This is a genomic window from Kribbella sp. NBC_01510, from assembly GCF_045040325.1.
Taxonomy (GTDB): Bacteria; Actinomycetota; Actinomycetes; order Propionibacteriales; family Kribbellaceae; genus Kribbella.
This window is the reverse complement of sequence record NZ_CP109418.1, coordinates 3,218,820-3,237,872: the sequence shown is the minus strand read 5'-3', so window position 1 is coordinate 3,237,872 and position 19,053 is coordinate 3,218,820. Positions and strand designations below refer to the sequence as shown.

Sequence of the window (19,053 nt, the reverse complement as noted above, 5' to 3'; positions counted from 1 at the left end):
GTGGATGACACCGATTGACGGCAATCTGTCACAGGAAGGTGGCAACATTGTCCCCCCGAAGCATGGACAATGAGCAACATGGTGACATCGGGGGCGTATCCCTTGCGCCGGACACCGACCCAGGACCGGGCCAGCCGGCAGGTCGAGCGGATCCTGGACGCGGCCTGCGCCGAGGTGGTCGAGCGCGGGTACGACGCCGCGTCCACGAGCGGGATCGCGAAGCGGGCCGAGATCGCGGTCGGCAGCGTGTACCGGTACTTCCCGGACAAGCGGAGCCTGATCCAGGCGATCGAGCGGCGCAACCAGGCCCGCTACACCGAGGCGGTCCGCGACCGGCTGGCGTCGGTGACCAGCTGGCGTGCGGCGATCGACGTCACTCTCGACACCTTCCGCGAGATGCACCGGACCGACCCTGGCTTCCGCGCCGTCGCGCTCAGCGGCCTCGGCGACCCGGACCTCGAAACCAAGCCCGGCGAGTTCGACGACCAGCACGCCGGCGAGTTCGCCGAACTCCTCACCGCCCGCTTCGGCGCCCGCAACAGCCTCGAGTTCCGCCTGGCGGTCACCCTCAGCATCACCATGGGCGAATCGCTAGCCCACCTGGCCGACCGACTGCCCCTGGACGAGGCGGAGTACGTCCTGTCCCAAGGCCGTCCGGTCCTCTACAACCTGCTGTCCCCGCACCTGCCGTCGTGACGGCAGGTGCGGTGGGAAACTGAAAGGCCCCCGCCACTCGGGCGAGGGATGGAGGATCAATGCTGACCGCGGTCGCGGTCTAGGCCCTAGGGCTGTGAAACCGGGTCCGCGCTGCGCGGGCCGAGGGTTGGCCAGTGGCTGACTCGGCCGGCGATCCGGGCCCGGCGGGGCGTGCGAACGTCGTAGCTGACGATGACGCGGTCGCCCTTGGTGTAAGTAATGCGGCTCCCGGCGGGAAGTTTGCGAGTGACCTCGAACGGTCCCTCGCCCCGGCGGGTGTAGTACTCGACGGTGACCTCGGTGTATTCCGCCGGGGCCCCGCTGTCCAGCTGACCGCGGACCGGGCCACGAACCCGGATCACCCGTCCAGCCGTCTTCTCCTCCGTGCCCGACGGGGTCTCGTTCCGCCGGAGACCGGCGATCACGTCCGCCGCGATGCATGCCGTGACCAGCAGCACCAGGCCGAACCCACCGAGCACAACGATCGTCAACATGGCACTCACCCCCGACGCGCCGCCCGCGAGCGACGCGGTCGTCGTAGTCGAACTGCCTGCGCGGCCCTTGCCGCACACTGGTGAGACGCCACCCGGACCCCATCGGTTCCAGGTCAGGACAAAGAATTCGCGAAGTCAGTTTCCGCCCATGCCGAACTGGTACTGCGGGGGCACCGGCCGGTTGGTTCCAAGGGCCTCCTCGGCCTCGCGCCAGTAGTCCGTGAGCGGGTTGGCACCCTCGCGAACGGTGGCGAGCTGGATTCCTTCGGCCAGCAAGTCGTGGGCACTCTGCGGGTCGCCGGTCTGCACTGCGTGCCGGACGCGCAGCAGCCGGATCCGCGGGTCGTCGGGAGCACTCTCGAGCATGCGCTCAGCGCGCGCGACGTCCGTGTCCAGCGCCGCGGCCACAGCCTCCGCGACGAGCGGCACCAGGTCGGGCCGCAACGCAACCGCGTGCTCGTAGTACGACAGGTCGCCGGTCACCAACCCCAGATTGCGCAGCGCCCACGGGTTGTCCCCGGACTGCAGCCACGCCGCGACCGCGCCGTCCACATCACCGTCGTAGTGCCGCGCAACACCCCGGTGATACCAGACCAGCCAGTTGTCCGCGGCCTTCTCCAGCAACTCCCGCCACCCAACCAACGTCCCATCCGGTACGCCGTCAACCGCAGCCAATCGCCCGTCCAGCAAGGGCAACCACGCCCGCTCCCGCGACGTCATCGTGTCCTCGGCGAACGGCGTACCCGCCGACACCGACCACCCCGTGCGGGCCAGCTCCAGCGCACCCCACCCCGACCCGACCGCGAGCCGCTCGACCGGCGCAGCATCCACAACCGCCAGCCACTCCCGCTCCCGCACGGGCAGCTCGTCGAGCACCGGACGCAACGCCTCAGCCCCGGCACCACGCGCCGTCCGCCAGTCGTCCGAGTGCGCGGCCACCGGATCAACCGACATCCGCCCGTAGGCTTCCATCCAGTGCCAAGAAGTTGCTGCGGGCAACTTCAGGTGCTCCATCTGTGTCCGCGCCAGCCCCGCCTGGATCTCGGCGTACCCCGAACCCGCAAGCCCCGGCGCCAACCACTCCTGCCACCGACGTCCGCCGGCGCCTTCACCCCACACGAACAACTTCCGTCCCCGCAACCGCTCCGTCGACACCTGCGCCAGCCCATGGCCGGAAGCGTCGACAGACGCGATCCACGGCCGCTCGCCGGCCAGCGGCTCGAAGAAGAAGTCGACCGCCCGCCCGTGCCGCATCGGATACGTCAGATCCGAGTCCTCATAACGGGGTACGTCGATCAGGTCGAGCCGGCGGCTGTACCCGTACCGCCACGCCTGATCCGCCGGCACCAGCACCCGCGTCTCCGGCGCCTGCTCGACCGCGATGTTCGACCACCAGTACGCCGGGACCTCGCTGGCGGACGGGTTCTGCAGCCGGACCCCGACGTACAGGAACTCCGATGACTCCGGTAGCCAGAAGTCGAGCTGCGTGACGAGGTTCCGGGTCCGTTCCAGCTCCCAGAGGCGCAACACCGGCGTACCGTCCGCCCCCTCGACCCGGGCCGCGTGCATCGAGGCGCAGGTGCCGGTCCAGTGGCCGGTGCTGCCGACGTTCCACTCGACACCGCCGGCGAACCAGGCATTGCGCAGCGCAAGGTTCGCGGGCTGGAAGACGGGGTTGCGGTAGAGCAACTCCTGCCCGCTGGCCTTGTGGACGAGCGAGTAGAGCCGGCCACCAAGGCTCGGTAGGAGGGTCGCGCGGAGGTGGTCGTTCTCCAGCACCAGGGCCGGGAACGTGGTGTCGACCAGCGATCGGTCGTATCCGTCCTGGTTCAGGCACGGCAGCGTGCTGTGCAGGCGCCCGTACTGGATGTTCTCGCGCAGCTCGTCCGGCAGTCCGGCGAGGTTCTCGACCTGGTGGAGTTCCTGCTGGGTGCGCAGCGGGGCGAGCGGGTTCTCCGGTCCGAGGGAGGCGGCGGGCAGGACAAGCGCAGTTGCGGAAAGGATCGTCACATCCCTCATCCTTTCAATTGCGCTATACATGGACACCATGGACGCCGATGTGATCGTTGTCGGGGCGGGACTGGCCGGGCTGGCCGCGACGGCCGAGCTGGCCGACGCGGGCCGGAAGGTGCTGCTGCTGGACCAGGAGCCGGAGGCGTCCCTCGGCGGCCAGGCGTTCTGGTCGTTCGGCGGGCTGATGTTCGTCAACTCCCCCGAGCAACGCCGGATGGGGATCAAGGACTCGCGCGACCTCGCGCTGCAGGACTGGCTCGGCTCGGCCGGGTTCGACCGGCTCGACGACGAGGACAAGTGGGCCCGGCAGTGGGCCGAGGCGTACGTCGACTTCGCGGCCGGTGAGAAGCGCCCGTGGCTGCATGCCCAGGGCGTGCGGTTCTTCCCCGTGGTCGGCTGGGCCGAACGCGGTGGCTACAACGCCGACGGTCACGGGAACTCGGTCCCTCGCTTCCACATCACCTGGGGCACCGGGCCGGGGCTGGTCGCGCCGTTCGAACGGCGGGTCCGGGAGGCGGTCGCGAAGGGTCTGGTCGAGTTCCGGTTCCGGCATCGGGTCGACGAGCTGACGGTCACCGGCGGTGTCGTCGACGGCGTCGCGGGCAAGGTGCTGGAGCCGAGCGACGTCGAGCGCGGGGTCTCGAGTTCGCGCGTCGAGGTCGGCGACTTCAGCCTCACCGCCCAGGCGGTGATCGTCACGTCCGGCGGCATCGGCGGCAACCACGATCTGGTCCGCGCGCAGTGGCCGAAGCGGATGGGTGAGCCGCCGAAGCGGATGATCTCCGGCGTCCCCGCGCACGTCGACGGGCGGATGCTCGCGATCACCGAGAACGCCGGCGGCCGGTACGTGAACCGCGACCGGATGTGGCACTACACCGAAGGCATCCAGAACTGGGACCCGATCTGGCCGATGCACGGGATCCGGATCCTGCCCGGTCCGTCCTCGCTCTGGTTCGATGCCACCGGCAAGCGACTGCCGGTGCCACTGTTCCCCGGCTTCGACACCTTGGGGACGCTCGAGCACATCATGACGACCGGGTACGACTACACCTGGTTCGTGCTCACCCAGAAGATCATCGAGAAGGAGTTCGCCCTCTCCGGCCAGGAACAGAACCCGGACCTGACCGGCAAGGACATCAAGGGTGTGCTCGGCCGGGCGCGCGGCGGTGCTACCGCGCCGGTGCAGGCGTTCATGGACAAGGGTGCCGACTTCGTCGTCCGCGGCAACCTTCCGGACCTGGTCCGCGGGATGAACGACCTGACCGGCGACAACCTGATCAACCTGGACGACCTGGAGCGGCAGATCGTCGCCCGTGACCGCGAGCTGACGAACACGTTCACCAAGGACCTGCAGATCACCGCGCTGCGCGGTGCCCGGAACTATCGCGGCGACAAGCTGATCCGGGTCGCGTCACCGCATCGCATCCTCGATCCCAAGGCCGGCCCGCTGATCGCCGTACGGCTGAACATCCTCACCCGCAAGTCGCTCGGCGGCCTGCAGACCGACCTGGACTCCCGCGTGCTGCGCGCCGACGGTACGCCGCTGCCCGGTGTCTACGCGGCCGGCGAGGTGGCCGGCTTCGGCGGCGGCGGCATCCACGGCTACCGCTCGCTCGAAGGCACCTTCGTCGGCGGCTGCCTCTTCACCGGACGTACGGCGGGACGCGCGGCAGCGAAGGCCATCTCTTGACTCGCGTCCCGGGCGCCGAGCACCAGGAGCTCGCCGAGCTGGACGACCTGACCACGACCGGCACCGTCGCGTCCGGCCACACGAACCCGGCGGACTATGTGGGCACCACCCACGCCGGTCTGCCCACGCACTCGGGTGTGCCCGGCATCCAGCTCGACGGCTACTTCCCGTCCGGCACGCACACGAATACCAACCACGGCTGGAACCACGACGCCCAGTTCGTCATCCGACTGCCGGAGACGTGGAACGGCAGCCTGGTCGTCTCCGGTGCACCCGGCGTGCGAGCGCAGTACGCGAACGACACGGCGATCTCCGACTACGTCCTCTCGCTGGGTTATGCGTACGCCGCCACCGACAAGGGCAACACCGGCGCCGAGTTCTTCGCCGGCAGCCGCGAACCGGGCGACGCCATCGTCGAGTGGAACGCCCGGATGACCGAGCTCACCCTGGCCGCCAGGGAGACCGTCACGCAGCACTACGGCCGGCCGGCCGACGAAGTGATCGCGGCCGGTGTCTCGAACGGCGGATACCTGGTCCGTTGGCAACTCGAGAATCATCCGGAGCTCTACACCCGCGGCGTCGACCTGGAAGGGACGTTGTGGACGGTGGACGGGCCCAACCCGTTCAGATCTCTGCCGTTGGCAATCAGGGGCTATGAGCAACAATCCCCGGAGCTGATCACGGCGGCCGGATTCGATCCGCGGTCGGACTTCCTCTGGGAGTACCACTACACGGTCTACTGGCCATTGACCCAACGGATCTACACCGCCGAACTCGATCCGTCGTACTCGGGCAGCGAAGCCGACTACGACTACCTGCAACGGCCCGAGGCGCACCGGGCGATCGAGCGCTTCGCGCTGACCGGGAAGATCGGCAAGCCACTGCACACGATCCACGGGACGTACGACTGCCTGCTCCCGATCACGCAGAACTCCGATGCCTACGCGGAGCTGGCAGCCCCGACCGGCCTGCACACGTACCAGCGGGTCGAGGCGGGCAACCATCTCGACGGTCTCGTCGACGTCTACCCCGACCAGCTGGTACCGCTCGTCCCCCTGCTGCAGCAGGCGATCAGAACACCATGCTGAGCAGATCGGCGAACAGCTCCTGTTCGTCGATCTCCAACCCGCGGTTGGTGAACCAGGTCGCCATGTTGTGGCAGTCCCGGAGCAGGAAGTCCATGCCCTTCGGATTGCCGACGATGTCGACGACCTGAGGCAGGTCGATCATCACGATCCGATCCCCCTGGGCGAGGACGTTGTACGGCGACAGGTCGCCATGAGCCAACCCCGCCCTGGCCAACTCGCGCATCCCGTGCCGGACCTGCTCGAAGTACTGACCGAGCAGTTCCTTCGACGGCCGGACCTGGGCGAGCCGCGGCGCGGCACCGCCCTCACCGTCGTCGATGAACTCCATCAGCAACTCGGTGCCGTCGACCTGCACCGGGTACGGCACCGGGACGCCGGCCTTCCACAGCTGGCACAGCGCACCCCACTCGGCACCCGCCCATTGCCCTGCGGCGACGCTGCGGCCGTGCGAGGTCTTCTTCGCCATCGCGCGGGTGTCCCGGCTGTTGCGGGTACGGCGCCCTTCGACGTACGACGTACTGCGATGAAAGGACCGGTGTTCCTCGGTGCGGTACCGCTTGGCGGCGAGCAACGAGGAACGGGCCGGGTTGCCGCCGATGGCTTCGACGGCGCGCTCGACCAGGAAGACGTCGGCTTCCTTGCCGGTTTTGAGGACGCCGAGCTCGGTGTCGATCGCGGCCTGTTCCGTCACGACCCAGTCGGGTCGTGGATCCGGGCCGCGAGAACCGCGCTCGACGTCCAGCCAGGTGGACCACCGCTGATCCGATCCCAGCGTCTCTTCCACTTCCTGGAAGTGAAAGACGAACGCGTCGGCGGGATCGGGTTCGGACTCGTCGCGGGTCAGATCGGCCCAGCGGGAGTCGAAGTCGGGGAAGTTGTCAGAAAGGTCGTGCTCGGTACGAAAGACGTCGGAAGACATCTGGTGTGCTCCTGAACCTTGAGGTGAGACTGACGCGGACATGCCGCAGCACAGTGATGGCCATCCGTCAGCCCTCCTTAGGTCCAGGCAGCGCTCGTCGCCGCTCGGCTGAACCAGCATGCACGCCCGCTCCCGGGCGCGCAACGTATTTATCGCAGCTGTGAACGTGCGGTCGGCCGGAGGCGGAGCTCCTGGGCTGGTGAGGCCGACCGGCAGACCAGTTCCGGCAGCACCTGCCGCTGCCACACCTCCGACACCGCGAGCCGCCGGCGATGCTCGTCGTACGCCGCCTCGTCGTCGAACCGGGCGAACCACGCGAGCACGACCTCGTCCCGCAGCGGCAGCGCCGGAAAGTTGTTCTCGGCAACCAAAGTCTCGAAGGCCGCGACCGGCTCGGCACCGGTGGCGGTCAGCGCCGGTACGACGTGATCGGTGAAGAACTCGGCGAAGCCGTCGTCGGGCGAACCACGGTGGTACACGGCTCCGGCGACGATCGAGCCGGGGACCTCCGTCGTACCTCTTGGTGGGCGGGGTGAATCCAGGCGCGGGTAGGCCGGGCCGAGGTGCAGCGGTTCGAGGAGGAGCGCGTTGTCGGAGTCGATCATCGTCTTGTTCGCGGTCGCGGCGTGCTCACGCCAGATCGGGCCGTAGTAGAACGCGTTCAGCGCCTCGGCCCGGGTGGGCAGGTCGGCGAAGCCGCGGATCCAGACGAACCGGTCGGGATCGTCGAGATCGCGGAACTGACCGACGATGTGCATCCCGGCCGCTTCCTGCCCTTCGACGAAGTGGTCGTCGAAGACCTCGATCAAAGTGTCACGCTGCCCGGGATGCAGCGTGTACTGACGCAGGTCGACCACGGCGCAGCACTCGTCCATAGGCTTGAGTCAATCAGGGAAACCTGACAGAAGCTGTCAGGCTTCAGCGCAACTTCCGCACCGCCTGGTCGAGTCGTTCGACGCCGCGGACGATCTCGTCGGCGGACGCCGCGGCCGCATAGCTGAATCGCAGATGCCGGGTCGGACCGCCGGGCAGGTAAAAGTTCCGCCCCGGGCTGACCGAGACGCCTTGGCGAACTGCTTCGGGGACGACCTGATCGTCGACCATTCCGTCGGGCAGTGTGGTCCAGAGGTGATAGCCGCCGGGCCGGACCGCGTCGATCGTCAGGTGCGGACTCCGCTCCGCCAGGCTCTGCGTCAACGCCTGCCGTCGCTCCCGCAATGCCGCCGCCAGTCGGCGGAGGTGCGTCGCGTAGGACGGTGACGTCATCAACTCCAGTGCGGTCTCCTGCATCGGCCTGGGTACGAAGAAGCTGTTGATCACGTGGGTGTCGCGGAGCCGCGCGTACGCCGCTCCGCGCGCGGTGAGACCGGAGATGCGCAGGCTCGGCGAGGTCGGTTTGGTCAGCGATCGGATGTGGACGACGTGACCGTCGAGGTCGTCCGCGGCCAGCGGTTGGGGCAGGTCGGGCGCGTCATCGTGGACCAGGCGGCGGGTGAAGTCGTCCTCGATGACGAAGGCGCCGGCTGCGCGGACCGCTTCCATCAAGCGCGCTCTGCGCGGCGGCGCGAGTACGGCACCGGTCGGGTTCTGGAACAGTGGTTGGCAGACCAGCACGCGGGCGCCTGAGGTTGCGAACGCCTCTTCGAGGAGCTCGACCCGGAGGCCGTCCGCGTCGACCGGGACGGGGACGGTCCGCAGGCCGGCCGCGGCGGCAGCCGCGAGCGTTCCCGGGTACGTCGGGGCTTCGACCAGCACTGCTTGACCAGGATCGGTCAAGGCTCGCAACGCGGTCACCAGCGCGGTCTGGCCGCCTGAACTGATCAGCACGTCGTTCGCACCGATAGAGCCCTCTCGTCCACCGATGTCGGCCGCAAACCAGGCCCGCAGTTCGGGGAGCCCATCAGCCGGCGCACGCGTCCAGGTCCCGGGCCGGCGTCCCGCCCGTCCGATCGCGTCCGCCAGCGCCCTGCTCGGCTGAAGCGACTCGTGCAGGTAACCGGTCGACAGATCGACGACCCCTTCGGCGGGAGCCGCCAGCATCAGCATCATCGGCGCGATGTCGGGCCGACTCGTCCTGAGCGCCTCCTCCTGCCACGACAGGTCAGCCGACGTCGCCGGTCGGCGCCGCGCACGCTCGCTGACGAACACGCCCGCCCCGGGCCGCGAGCTGACAACCCCTTCAGCCATCAACACTGTGACCGCCCGCGACAACGTGACCGGACTGATCCCCCACCGCCGCACCAACGCACGGCTGGACGGCAACCGCCCACCCGGCCCGGCGGACGTCACCTCCGCCCGCAACCGGCCGACCACCACACCCAGACTGCTATCGTGGTCCATGACAAGTCACGATAGCGCTACTGTCGCCCAACGGAAAGCGATACCGCCCATCGGGGCCGGGACGGTCGCGGCGTTGGCCGGGGTGGCTGCTTTCTCGCTCAGCTTTCCGGCGACTGTCTGGGCGACTCGAGGGATGGGGCCGTGGACCGCGACCGGGGCGCGGGGGCTGTTGGCGGGGGTGCTCGCGGCTGGGCTGCTGGGTGTGCTTCGGGTCAGGTGGCCGGAGCGGCGGGATCTGGCCGGGCTGCTGGTTGTTGCGGGTGGGTGTGTGATCGGGTTTCCGCTGCTGACCACGTTGGCGTTGCAGACGTCGACGACCGCGCACTCGGCGGTAGTGGTCGGGCTGCTGCCGATCGCGACAGCCTCCGCCTCGGCCGTGATGACGGGGAAGCGGCTGCCCGGGATGTTCTGGGGTGCGGCCGGGGTGGGCGCGGCGGCGGTCGTCGTGTTCACGCTGACCCAGCACCACGGCAGCGTGTCGATCGCCGACCTGTATCTCGTCGCGGCGCTGCTGGTCTGCGCGCTCGGATACGCCGAGGGCGGCCGGCTCGCCGGGCATCTGCCGGGATGGCATGTGATCGCCTGGGCCGTGGTGCTCGCCCTGCCGATCAGCCTCGCCATCACGCTGATCGCCGTACCGCACGAACGCTTCGCTCCGACACTGTCGAGTCTCGTCGGCCTTGCTTACATCGCTGGGATTTCGCAACTCGGCGGGTTCGTCGTCTGGTATCGCGGCATGGGGATCATCGGCGTCGCGAAGGCCAGTCAGCTGCAGCTCGCCCAGCCCCTGCTCACCTTGGTGTGGTCGGTGCTGCTGATGAACGAGCACCTCCCGCTGACCGCTCCGATCACCGCGGTCGTCGTACTTCTTTGCATCGTCGTCACACAACGCACTCGTTTCAAACACGTGTAAGAGCTGAGTACTTGAAAGCGGCGGCCGAGTTTGATCTGGTGGAGGTAGTGGCTCAGCCGTGATGCCACCGACCTGCACGACGACACGACGAGGTTTCTCCCGTGACGACCGCAGCTCCCAGCACTGAGGACTCCAAACAGCGCATCGCCGACACCACCCATGAACTCCTGCTCGAAGCCGACAGCACACCGGATCCGCGCCACCAGCAACTCCTGGACGAGGTCGTGATCCTGAACGCCCCGGTGGCCCGCTCGATCGCGTCGCGGTATCGCAGCAAGGGCGTGGACTCCGACGACCTCGAGCAGGTCGCCTACCTCGGCCTGGTCAAGGCCGCCAACGGCTACAAGATCGACGCGTCCACAGCCTTCCTGTCGTACGCCGTACCGACGATCAGAGGCGAGCTGAAACGGTACTTCCGCGACTGCGCGTGGACCGTCCGGCCGCCGCGGCGGGTCCAGGAGATGCAGGGCAGCATCGCAGCCGCCGAGCCCGAACTCATCCAGCGCCTCGGGCATGTCCCCACCGACGAGGAGACCGCCGCGGCACTCGGCACTGATCCGGCCGAGATCGCCGAGGCCAGCTCGGTCCGCGGCTGCTTCAGCACGCTGTCGCTGGACGCGCCCGGTGCGCCCGAGGGCGGCACCAGCCTGCTCGACACGGTGGCCGACGCCGAGGACGGGTACGACCTGGTCGAGAACGTGCACACCCTGACGCCGGCCGTCGCCGGTCTCGGCGACCGGGACAAGCGCATCCTCGAGCTGCGGTTCCGCAACGGCTTCACCCAGGAAGAGATCGGCCACGAGCTCGGCGTCAGCCAGATGCAGGTGTCCCGCCTGCTGCGCGGCATCCTCGACCGGCTCCGCACCGACCTGGCCGCACCGGACGGCGTACCGAAGAACGGGTAGTGGCCTGCGAGCCCACGCGGGGAGACGACTCACGCGGCGGGCTGACGGCGACCACTACCCGCTCATCGGTACGGTAGCGTCGGCAGCGTGGACTTCGAGGAGGCGGCGGATGCGCTCTACGCGGCGCCGGCTGCCGACTTCATTGCTACTCGCAACGAGCTGGCCAAGCAGCTGAAGGCTGATGGCGATCAGCTCGGGTCGACCCGGCTGAAGGCGATGCGCAAGCCGACGGTCGCCGCCTGGGTGGCGAACCTGGTCGCCCGGAGTCTGCCGGACGAGCTCGACGATCTGCTCGCGCTCGGCGACGAGTTCCGCGAGGCGACCGCCGATCTCGACGGCGACCGGCTCCGGGACCTGACGCCGAAACGCCACCAGCTGCTGGACAAGCTGTCCAAGGAGGCTGTCCGGCTGGCCTCGGACGAAGGCCAGAAGGTCAGCCCCGATGTCGGTCAGAAGCTGCGCGAGACACTCGACGCCGCCTTGATCGATCCGGCCGCGGGTGACGCGCTGCGGGAAGGCCGGTTGAGCAGCGCGCTGCGGCACGTCGGTTTCGGCGTCGTCGACGAGAACGGCGAACCCTCCAACGTCACCCCGCTCACCGACGAACGCCGGCAGGCCGCCCGCGATCGCCGGAAGGCGCAGCAGGCCGAGGCCGACAAGGAGTCGGCCGCCACGCGCGGCAAGCGGGAGGCCGCGGAGCGCGAAGCGGAAGAACGCGAGGCCGCCGAGAAGGCGAAGGCCAAGCAGGCGTTCGAGGACGCGGTCACCGCGGCCCAGAAAGCCGAGGCGACGGTCGAGGACCTCGACAACCAGCTCGACGACGCCCGCGAAGCGCTGGCCGTGGCCCAGGAGCAGGTCAAACGACTCGGCGCCGAGCTGGACGAAGCCCGGCGAGCCGCCCGCGACGCCCAGAAACACAGCCGCGAGGCACGGAAGCGATACAACCGGCTCTGACTGACCTGGGTACCGGCCTGACGCGTCGGTCAGAGGGTTGTGGGGCCGTCTCCCGGCGTAGGCAGCAGGTAGCTGCTCGGGTTGGCGGGGGCGCCGGCGTCGAGCCAGCGGTGGAAGCCGTCGGGGTTGCGGCGCTCGAATTCGTCCAGGCAGATCCGGCGTACTTCGGCGACCGCCTGGCGATCCCGTGGTCCCGCGCCCTGCGCGAGCTGGGTGGCGGTCTCGGCCCAGACCCCGCAGAGCTCCTCGATGCTGAGCGGGCACTTGAGCGACGCGATCAGCGCCTCGTCCTCGAAGAAGTGGGTCTCACTCATCCGCGTGAGTGTCCGCTGCTGCCGTGACAGCCGCGGCCGCCGCTCCGGTACGACGAGGTCGATCAGCACGAACACCGCCGCGAGGACCAGCGCCGCCGCCAGCCCGAGCGCACCCCACGCCAGCATTCGCACCAGCCCCGGCAGGCACAGCACGGCGGCCGCGGATGCGGCCGCGACTATCACCGGTGATTGGAACGGCGCATCGTCGTTCACCTGCCGGATCACCGCGGCAAGCGGCCACACCACCGCGAACACCACGGCCAGCAGGATCGATGAGGCGAGCGGACCCAGCAGCAGAATGCCGGACAGCACCCCGGTGGTCCCCACCCCCAGACCAGCCGCGATCGCTATCCGCCGCACCACCGGGGAAAGACGCATCACCACTACTCACTCACCGCCGACACGTTCACCTCACAGACACCTGCTACCCCGGAGAACGAACCACCCCCCGTCACGGTTCCCTGAGCCCGCCCCACCGATCCACTCCTGATAGACCCGGACTGGGTCGAGCATGGGTGCTCAGTCCGTGGGCCAAGCTGTGGTCCGGGCGTTCTTCGCCGATCATGGAACTGATGAGGAGCTTGGAGTGGTGCGCGTGAACGCCGTCGACGAGCGGTTCGCCGAGCGGGTGCGTGGGCTCATGCCGGCCCCGTGGGACCAACCCGCCGAACTGCTGCGGAGCCTGTACGACGCCCAGCTCGGGAGTCGTCATGCCGACCTGGCGGCGCGCTGGATGCAGTCGCAGGGCAGCGGGTTCTACACGATCGGCTCGGCCGGCCACGAGGGAAACGCGGCCGTCGCCGCCGCTCTCCGACCGACGGATCCGGCGCTCCTGCACTACCGGTCCGGCGCCTTCTACCTCACCCGCGCCGACCAGTGCGGCTCGAAGGAAGGCCTCCGCGACATCCTCCTCGGCGTCGCGGCGGCGACCACAGAGCCGATCGCCGGCGGCCGGCACAAGGTGTTCGGCCGGCACGACCTGGCGATCATTCCGCAGACCTCGACGATCGCGTCCCACCTGCCACGGGCGATGGGCGTCGCGTTCTCACTGAACCGGTCAGGGAAGCTCGGCGTACCGTCGCCGTGGCCGGCCGACGCGATCGTGGTGACCAGCTTCGGCGACGCCTCCGCGAACCACTCCACCGCGACCGGCGCGATCAACGCCGCCCTGCACGCGTCGTACCAGGGTCTGCCGATGCCGCTGCTGCTGGTCTGTGAGGACAACGGCATCGGCATCAGCGTGCGCACCCCGGACGGCTGGATCCGGCAGGCGTACGGGCAGCGACCCGGCCTGCGGTACTTCGACGCCGACGGCACGGACCTCGCCGCGACGCTGACCATCGCGACAGAGGCGGCCACCTTCGTCCGGCGCAATCGGCGACCGGCCTTCCTGCGGCTGCGCACCGTCCGCCTGCTCGGCCACGCCGGCTCCGATGTGGAAGCGGCGTACCGGAGTCCCGCCGAGCTGGCCGCGGACGAGGAGCTCGACCCACTCCTCGGTACGGCGCGCCTGCTCCTCGGCACTGGGCTGACAGCGGACGACATCATCGAGATTTACGAGGACAAGCGGTCCGAGGCGATGGGGATCGCCGCCGAGGTCGCGGGCCTGCCGCAGCTGTCGTCGGCCGAGGCTGTCGCCGCGCCCCTGCGCTTCCCCGACCCGGAGGCCGTCGCGACCTCGTTGCCTCAGCGGTCGAAGACGACGGAGCGACTGACCCTGAGCCAGTCGATCAACCAGGCCCTGAGCGACGTACTCGCGTCCTACCCGGAGGCGATGGTCTTCGGCGAGGATGTCGGCCGCAAGGGCGGGGTGTACGGCGTCACGCGCGGGCTGCAGAAGTCATTTGGCCCGGCCCGGGTGTTCGACACCTTGCTGGACGAGCAGTCCATTCTCGGCCTGGGGTTGGGCGCAGGCGTCTCGGGACTGCTGCCGATCCCGGAGATCCAGTACCTCGCCTACCTGCACAACGCCGAGGACCAGCTCCGCGGCGAGGCGGCGTCGCTGAAGTTCTTCTCCCAGGAGCAGTACGCGAACCCGATGGTCCTGCGGGTCGCCGGCTACGGCTACCAGAAGGGGTTCGGCGGCCACTTCCACAACGACGACGCGATCGGCGTCCTCCGAGACATCCCCGGGATCGTGATCGCGTCACCGTCCCGGCCGGACGACGCGGCCGCGATGCTGCATGCCTGCGCGGCGGCCGCGCGATCGTCGGGCACGGTCAGCGTGTTCCTCGAGCCGATCGCGCTCTACCACCGGCGCGATCTGTACGACGACGGGGACGACCAGTGGGTGGCGTCGTACCCGGACGTGCCGGTGCCGATCGGGCGCGGCCGGACGTACGGCGACGGGACGGAGCTGACCGTCGTGACGTTCGGCAACGGCGTGCCGATGAGTCTGCGGGTGGCGGCCCGGGTGCCGGGCATCCGGGTCCTCGACCTGCGCTGGCTGGCGCCGCTGCCGGTGGACGATCTGTTGCGCGAGGCAACCACAACTGGCCGAGTCCTGGTCGTCGACGAGACCCGGCGGTCCGGTGGTGTCTCCGAAGGCGTCCTGGCCACGCTGATCGACCACGGCTACACCGGTCGGCTGGCCCGGGTGACGAGCCACGACTCCTACGTCCCGCTGGGCGCGGCCGCCCACCACGTCCTGCTCAGCGAACAGACCATCGAGACCGCGGCCCGCGAACTGCTCTGCTGAACAGCCGCTGCCAGAACGACTTCTTGGCCGACCGTTCAGGCTCGGCGACCGACTGTGGGCGGGCCGGCTCCGGGCGCTCGGCCTTCCAGTGCGCCAGGACCGCTTCCTCGTTGACCGTGCCGACCGGAGCGACCGGGCCGGTGGTGTCGCGGATGCTGATCAGGATGCGCTTGTTCAGATCCGCGAGGTAGTCCCGCACCTCTGACTCGCGCCGCATCCGCGCGACGGTCTCCTGCACCTTCTGCTTCTCCTTGCGGAGCAGCACCGCCGGCGGCAGCAGCGCGTCGGTCTCGATCTGCTCGCGGCGGATGAAGTCCTTCACCCACCAGTCCGGGTCGTGCGGAGCGGCCAACTTGGTCAGCGGCTTGCCCGCCAACGCCAGGTTGTCGAACTCGCCCGCATTCGCGGCCTGCTGGACCTGGGCCCGGACCCAATCCTGGGTACTCATGCCCGGTGGCTTGCGCTCGGTCATACCCACACTCCATCTGTCCTCATCGACAGTTGCTTCGCGCGGCTCAGTTTATCGGCTTGTGAATGCAATCACAAGACATACTGGGGAGGTGGACCTGACCGACGAAGAGATCGCAGCGATGACGCCGGCCGAGCGACGGGACCTGATCCTGCGGCTGGCGCCCCGCCCGCCCGGGATGCCGTCGCGGCGCACGATCGACCGGATCCGCAAGTTCCGGACCGCGCTGATGCTGGTCTGCGTGGCCGCCCTGATCCCGTGGACCGTCTACCTGGCTATCACCCTGCCCAGCCACTACGTCGCGCGGAACTGGGTCGCTACCTGGGTCGGGTTCGACATCCTGCTGGTCGCCATGCTGACCCTGACCGCGCTCGCGGGCTGGAAGCGCAAGCAGTTCGTCTTCCCGGCCGCGTTCGCCTCCGGAGTGCTGCTGATCTGCGACGCCTGGTTCGACGTGATGACGAGTCAGCGCGGCGGCGACCTCACCCAGGCGCTGCTGAGTGCTTGCCTGGTCGAGCTCCCGCTGGCGTTCCTCCTGATTGCCGGCCCGCTCCGCCTGCTCCGGTACGTCGCTGTCCGCCACGGCATGATCCACCCCGAGTCCCGGCTCTGGCGGATGCCCATCCCGATCCCGGATCTCTACCCCGACCAGAAGGTGCCGCCCCGCACATAAGGTGGAAGCTCCTACCAGGAAGGGGACGCCGCATGGCCGTCGAGGTGCTGTCCGTTGTCGGTGGCGAGCGAGTGGCGGAAGCGGTACGGCGTACTCCGTCGACCAACCCGGCTCAGCTCAGCGATGTCGTGGGAACGGTCGGCAGTGCGGGGCCTGAGGTGTTCGTGCGCGCGGCCGAGGCGGCCCGGGCGGCGCAGGGTGCGTGGGCGGCGACGCCGGCGCCGCAGCGTGGGCAGGTGATCGCAGCAGTCGGCCGGCTGATGACCGCCAACAAGGAGCGGCTCGCGGCACTCGTCACGCGCGAGATCGGGAAGCCGATCGCGGAGGCGCGCGGCGAGGTCCAGGAGATCATCGACACCTGCGACTTCTTCATCGGCGAGGGTCGCCGGCTGTACGGGCAGACCGTCCCGTCCGAGATGCCCGACAAGCAGCTGTTCACGTTCCGCCGCCCGGTCGGCACGGTCGCGGTGATCACGGCCGGCAACTTCCCGGTCGCCGTACCGTCCTGGTACATCGTCCCCGCGCTGCTCTGCGGCAACACGGTCGTCTGGAAGCCGGCGGAGTACTCCGCGGTGGTCTCCGACGCGTTCTACGAGATCTTCGCGCACTCAGGCGTACCCGCGGGCGTCTTCAACGTCGTGTACGCCGACGGGCCGGACACGTTCACCGGACTCGAGCAGGCCTTGCGGGCCGGACTGATCAACAAGGTCGGCTTCACCGGGTCGAGCGCGGTCGGCAGCCGGATCGGCGAGCTCTGCGGCCGGCACCTGCAGACACCTTGCCTCGAGCTCGGCGGCAAGAACCCGATGGTGATCACCGAGGACGCCGACCTCGACCTGGCCGTCGAGGGCGCCCTGTTCTCCGGCTTCGGTACGGCGGGTCAGCGGTGCACCTCACTCGGTACGGCGATCGTCCACCGGTCGGTGCACGACGAGTTCGTCGACCGGTTCGGCCGGGCCGTTGCGAGTGCGGCGATGGGCGATCCGACGCAGGACGTGCTGTTCGGTCCGTTGCTGGACGAGAAGTTCGCGGCCGGGTTCGAGAAGTCGCTGGGCTGGATCGCGGCCCACCACCGGGTGATCGGCGCGACCGGACGGGTCACCGCGGAGCACCCGCGGGCCGGTTTCGTCGGCGATCCGTCGGCCGGGTTGTTCTATCACCCGGTGATCGTGGCCGGCGTGCGGCCGGACGACGAGTTGTTCCTGAATGAGACCTTCGGTCCCGTCGTAGGGGTCGCGACGTACACGACACTCGACGAGGCAATTGCCCTTGGCAACAAGTCTGGCTACGGCCTGTCCAGCTCGATCTACACCACCGACCCGAACAAGGCGTTCCGGTTCGCGCAGGGGATCTCGGCCGGGATGGTGAGTGTGAACAACTCGACCTCCGGCGCCGAGGCGCATCTGCCGTTCGGCGGCAACGGCAAGTCCGGCAACGGCTCTCGGCAGAGCGGGATCTGGGTGCTCGACCAGTTCACCCGCTGGCAGTCGATGAACTGGGACTACTCCGGCAAACTGCAGAAGGCGCAGATGGACGTCGAGACGGTCGAGGCTGATCTCGACTACCGGCTGCCGTGACGAGACCGCATTTGGGGGGCTGGGACATGCACTCGGGTCCTCGGACACGAAATAACCTGTCCTGGCCCACCAGAACCTGTTCAAGCCCCCGGCAGTTGGCACCGGGGCTCGGCGGTGTCAGCTGATGGCGACGCGGCTCGGCGGGCGCTGATGGCGGCGCACTTGCCGGGAGCCGCCGACGTAGTGATCGTCGGCGGTGGCGTGATGGGCACGAGCATCGCGTTCCACCTCGCCGAAGCCGGCGTGGCGAACGTGCTGCTGCTGGAACGCAACGAACTCGGCTCGGGCTCGACCTCGAAGGCGGCCGGTGGAGTGCGGGCCAACTTCTCCGACGAGCTGAACATCGCGCTGGGCGCCCGCAGTCTGGAGGCGTTCGCGCGGTTCGGCGAGCGACCCGGCCAGGAGATCGACCTGCAACGTGTCGGCTACCTGTTCCTGCTCGAGACGGCCGGCCAGCTCGAACTGTTCCGCGAGAGCACCCGTCTGCAGAACGCGGCCGGCCAGCCGACCCGGATGATCGACGTCGACGAAGCGGTCGGTCTGGCACCGATCCTCGCGCCGGACGGCCTGGCCGGCGCCTGCTTCTCCCCGGCGGACGGGCACTGTACGCCGGAGTCCGTCGTACTCGGCTATGCGACCGCGGCCCGCCGGCTCGGCGCCACCTTGGCCACCGGGTGCGAGGTCCTCGGTATCGATGCCCTCGGCAACCACATCACCGCGGTCCGGACCAGCCGTGGCGACGTACGCACCGGCACGGTCATCTGCGTGGCCGGCGCCTGGTCGGCGCCGCTCGCCGAGTTGGTCGGGGTCGAGTTGCCGGTCACGCCGTTGCGGCGGCAGATCGTCGTCACCGAGGCGATCCCGGACCTTCCGGCCGGCCTCCCGATGACGATCGACTTCAGCAGCACGTTCTACTTCCACCGCGAGGGTCCCGGCCTGCTGGTCGGGATGTCGGACCCCGACGAGCAACCCGGCTTCCACCTGAACCGGACCGACACCTGGCTCCCCCGGCTGACCGAGGCGATGACCAGGCGCGCACCCTCGTTGCTCGACGTCGGCCTGACCGGCGGCTGGGCCGGCCTCTACGAGGTGACTCCGGATCACAACGCGCTCATCGGCGAGGCCGACGGAGTGTCCAGATTCCTTTACGCCACAGGGTTTTCCGGCCACGGCTTCCTGCAGGGACCGGCCGTCGGCGAGATCATCCGCGACCTCTACCTCGGCCGCGAGCCGTTCGTCGACATCAGCCCACTCGACGCCCGCCGCTTTCACACATCTGCTGCACGCGCCGAACGAAACATCGTCTGACA

At 69.1% G+C, this 19,053-nt stretch carries 17 protein-coding genes; 10 read left to right on the top strand and 7 right to left on the bottom strand.

Translation table 11 applies throughout. The annotated features are described in order from the left end of the window. Nucleotides 1-78: 78 nt before the first annotated feature. Nucleotides 79-696, top strand: a complete 618-nt coding sequence (locus OG558_RS16065) for a TetR/AcrR family transcriptional regulator (RefSeq protein WP_405070986.1) — start codon at nt 79-81, stop codon at nt 694-696. 86 nt (nt 697-782) lie between these two features. Here OG558_RS16065 and OG558_RS16060 read toward each other — a convergent pair whose 3' ends face one another. Both OG558_RS16060 and OG558_RS16055 read right to left on the bottom strand, forming a co-directional pair. Beyond that, nucleotides 783-1,190, bottom strand: a complete 408-nt coding sequence (locus OG558_RS16060) for a DUF3592 domain-containing protein (protein ID WP_405070985.1) — start codon at nt 1,188-1,190, stop codon at nt 783-785. 135 nt (nt 1,191-1,325) lie between these two features. Further along, entirely contained in the window at nt 1,326-3,200 is a 1,875-nt protein-coding gene (locus tag OG558_RS16055) for a DUF5107 domain-containing protein (protein WP_405070984.1), read from the bottom strand. A 28-nt stretch (nt 3,201-3,228) separates the two neighbouring features. Between OG558_RS16055 and OG558_RS16050 the strand changes: the two genes are divergently transcribed. Together OG558_RS16050 and OG558_RS16045 are read left to right on the top strand one after the other, a co-directional pair. Beyond that, the gene (locus tag OG558_RS16050; RefSeq protein ID WP_405070983.1) at nt 3,229-4,893 is read left to right on the top strand and encodes an FAD-binding dehydrogenase; all 1,665 of its coding nucleotides are present in this window, start codon (nt 3,229-3,231) and stop codon (nt 4,891-4,893) included. After that, nucleotides 4,890-5,981, top strand: coding sequence for a tannase/feruloyl esterase family alpha/beta hydrolase (locus tag OG558_RS16045; protein ID WP_405070982.1), 1,092 nt, complete (start codon nt 4,890-4,892; stop codon nt 5,979-5,981). Before OG558_RS16050 ends, OG558_RS16045 begins: the two co-directional genes overlap by 4 nt. On the opposite strand, the gene OG558_RS16040 is transcribed toward OG558_RS16045, so the two are convergent. From OG558_RS16040 to OG558_RS16030, 3 genes are all read right to left on the bottom strand, one after another. Continuing rightward, nucleotides 5,965-6,900, bottom strand: coding sequence for an RIO1 family regulatory kinase/ATPase (locus tag OG558_RS16040; RefSeq protein ID WP_329483978.1), 936 nt, complete (start codon nt 6,898-6,900; stop codon nt 5,965-5,967). The two genes, OG558_RS16045 and OG558_RS16040, sit on opposite strands and share 17 nt — an antisense overlap. A gap of 149 nt (nt 6,901-7,049) precedes the next feature. Then, a complete protein-coding gene (locus OG558_RS16035) occupies nt 7,050-7,775 on the bottom strand; it encodes an NIPSNAP family protein (protein WP_405070981.1) in 726 nt (241 codons plus the stop codon). 43 nt (nt 7,776-7,818) lie between these two features. Beyond that, nucleotides 7,819-9,240 (bottom strand): PLP-dependent aminotransferase family protein, encoded by a 1,422-nt coding sequence (locus OG558_RS16030; protein WP_405070980.1) that lies wholly within the window; start codon nt 9,238-9,240, stop codon nt 7,819-7,821. On the opposite strand from OG558_RS16030, the gene OG558_RS16025 reads away from it, so the two are divergent. From OG558_RS16025 to OG558_RS16015, 3 genes are all read left to right on the top strand, one after another. After that, entirely contained in the window at nt 9,239-10,153 is a 915-nt protein-coding gene (locus tag OG558_RS16025) for a DMT family transporter (protein ID WP_405070979.1), read from the top strand. The two genes, OG558_RS16030 and OG558_RS16025, sit on opposite strands and share 2 nt — an antisense overlap. 101 nt (nt 10,154-10,254) lie before the next feature. After that, nucleotides 10,255-11,058: a sigma-70 family RNA polymerase sigma factor gene (locus OG558_RS16020; protein ID WP_405070978.1), complete on the top strand. Its 804-nt coding sequence runs from the start codon at nt 10,255-10,257 to the stop codon at nt 11,056-11,058. A gap of 87 nt (nt 11,059-11,145) precedes the next feature. Continuing rightward, entirely contained in the window at nt 11,146-12,012 is an 867-nt protein-coding gene (locus OG558_RS16015; RefSeq protein ID WP_405070977.1) for a hypothetical protein, read from the top strand. A 29-nt stretch (nt 12,013-12,041) separates the two neighbouring features. Here OG558_RS16015 and OG558_RS16010 read toward each other — a convergent pair whose 3' ends face one another. After that, nucleotides 12,042-12,704 (bottom strand): hypothetical protein, encoded by a 663-nt coding sequence (locus tag OG558_RS16010; RefSeq protein ID WP_405070976.1) that lies wholly within the window; start codon nt 12,702-12,704, stop codon nt 12,042-12,044. Nucleotides 12,705-12,852: 148 nt separating this feature from the next. Here OG558_RS16010 and OG558_RS16005 point away from each other — a divergent pair, with 148 nt between their 5' ends. Further along, nucleotides 12,853-15,024 (top strand): thiamine pyrophosphate-dependent enzyme, encoded by a 2,172-nt coding sequence (locus tag OG558_RS16005; protein WP_405070975.1) that lies wholly within the window; start codon nt 12,853-12,855, stop codon nt 15,022-15,024. Here the strand turns inward: OG558_RS16005 and OG558_RS16000 are convergent. Beyond that, on the bottom strand, nt 14,978-15,496 hold the full coding sequence (locus OG558_RS16000) for a DUF1992 domain-containing protein (protein ID WP_405070974.1): 519 nt from the start codon (nt 15,494-15,496) through the stop codon (nt 14,978-14,980). The genes OG558_RS16005 and OG558_RS16000 overlap by 47 nt on opposite strands. 88 nt (nt 15,497-15,584) lie before the next feature. Between OG558_RS16000 and OG558_RS15995 the strand changes: the two genes are divergently transcribed. The 3 genes from OG558_RS15995 to OG558_RS15985 all read left to right on the top strand — a co-directional run bounded on the left by OG558_RS15995 (nt 15,585) and on the right by OG558_RS15985 (nt 19,051). Then, entirely contained in the window at nt 15,585-16,166 is a 582-nt protein-coding gene (locus tag OG558_RS15995; RefSeq protein ID WP_405070973.1) for a hypothetical protein, read from the top strand. A gap of 32 nt (nt 16,167-16,198) precedes the next feature. Beyond that, complete coding sequence (locus OG558_RS15990; protein WP_405070972.1) at nt 16,199-17,743, top strand: aldehyde dehydrogenase family protein; 1,545 nt, start codon at nt 16,199-16,201, stop codon at nt 17,741-17,743. 114 nt (nt 17,744-17,857) lie between these two features. Then, nucleotides 17,858-19,051: an NAD(P)/FAD-dependent oxidoreductase gene (locus OG558_RS15985; RefSeq protein ID WP_405070971.1), complete on the top strand. Its 1,194-nt coding sequence runs from the start codon at nt 17,858-17,860 to the stop codon at nt 19,049-19,051. Nucleotides 19,052-19,053 lie beyond the last annotated feature (2 nt).

Bases quoted from the DNA above. Each gene is read 5' to 3' on its own strand.
- OG558_RS16040 (WP_329483978.1), bottom strand. From the start codon at position 6,900: ATGTCTTCCGACGTCTTTCGTACCGAGCACGACCTTTCTGACAACTTC.
- OG558_RS16000 (WP_405070974.1), bottom strand. From the start codon at position 15,496: ATGACCGAGCGCAAGCCACCGGGCATGAGTACCCAGGATTGGGTCCGG.
- OG558_RS15990 (WP_405070972.1), top strand. From the start codon at position 16,199: ATGGCCGTCGAGGTGCTGTCCGTTGTCGGTGGCGAGCGAGTGGCGGAA.
- OG558_RS16025 (WP_405070979.1), top strand. From the start codon at position 9,239: ATGACAAGTCACGATAGCGCTACTGTCGCCCAACGGAAAGCGATACCG.
- OG558_RS16065 (WP_405070986.1), top strand. From the start codon at position 79: ATGGTGACATCGGGGGCGTATCCCTTGCGCCGGACACCGACCCAGGAC.
- OG558_RS16035 (WP_405070981.1), bottom strand. From the start codon at position 7,775: ATGGACGAGTGCTGCGCCGTGGTCGACCTGCGTCAGTACACGCTGCAT.
- OG558_RS16060 (WP_405070985.1), bottom strand. From the start codon at position 1,190: ATGTTGACGATCGTTGTGCTCGGTGGGTTCGGCCTGGTGCTGCTGGTC.
- OG558_RS16010 (WP_405070976.1), bottom strand. From the start codon at position 12,704: ATGCGTCTTTCCCCGGTGGTGCGGCGGATAGCGATCGCGGCTGGTCTG.
- OG558_RS16050 (WP_405070983.1), top strand. From the start codon at position 3,229: ATGGACACCATGGACGCCGATGTGATCGTTGTCGGGGCGGGACTGGCC.
- OG558_RS16030 (WP_405070980.1), bottom strand. From the start codon at position 9,240: ATGGACCACGATAGCAGTCTGGGTGTGGTGGTCGGCCGGTTGCGGGCG.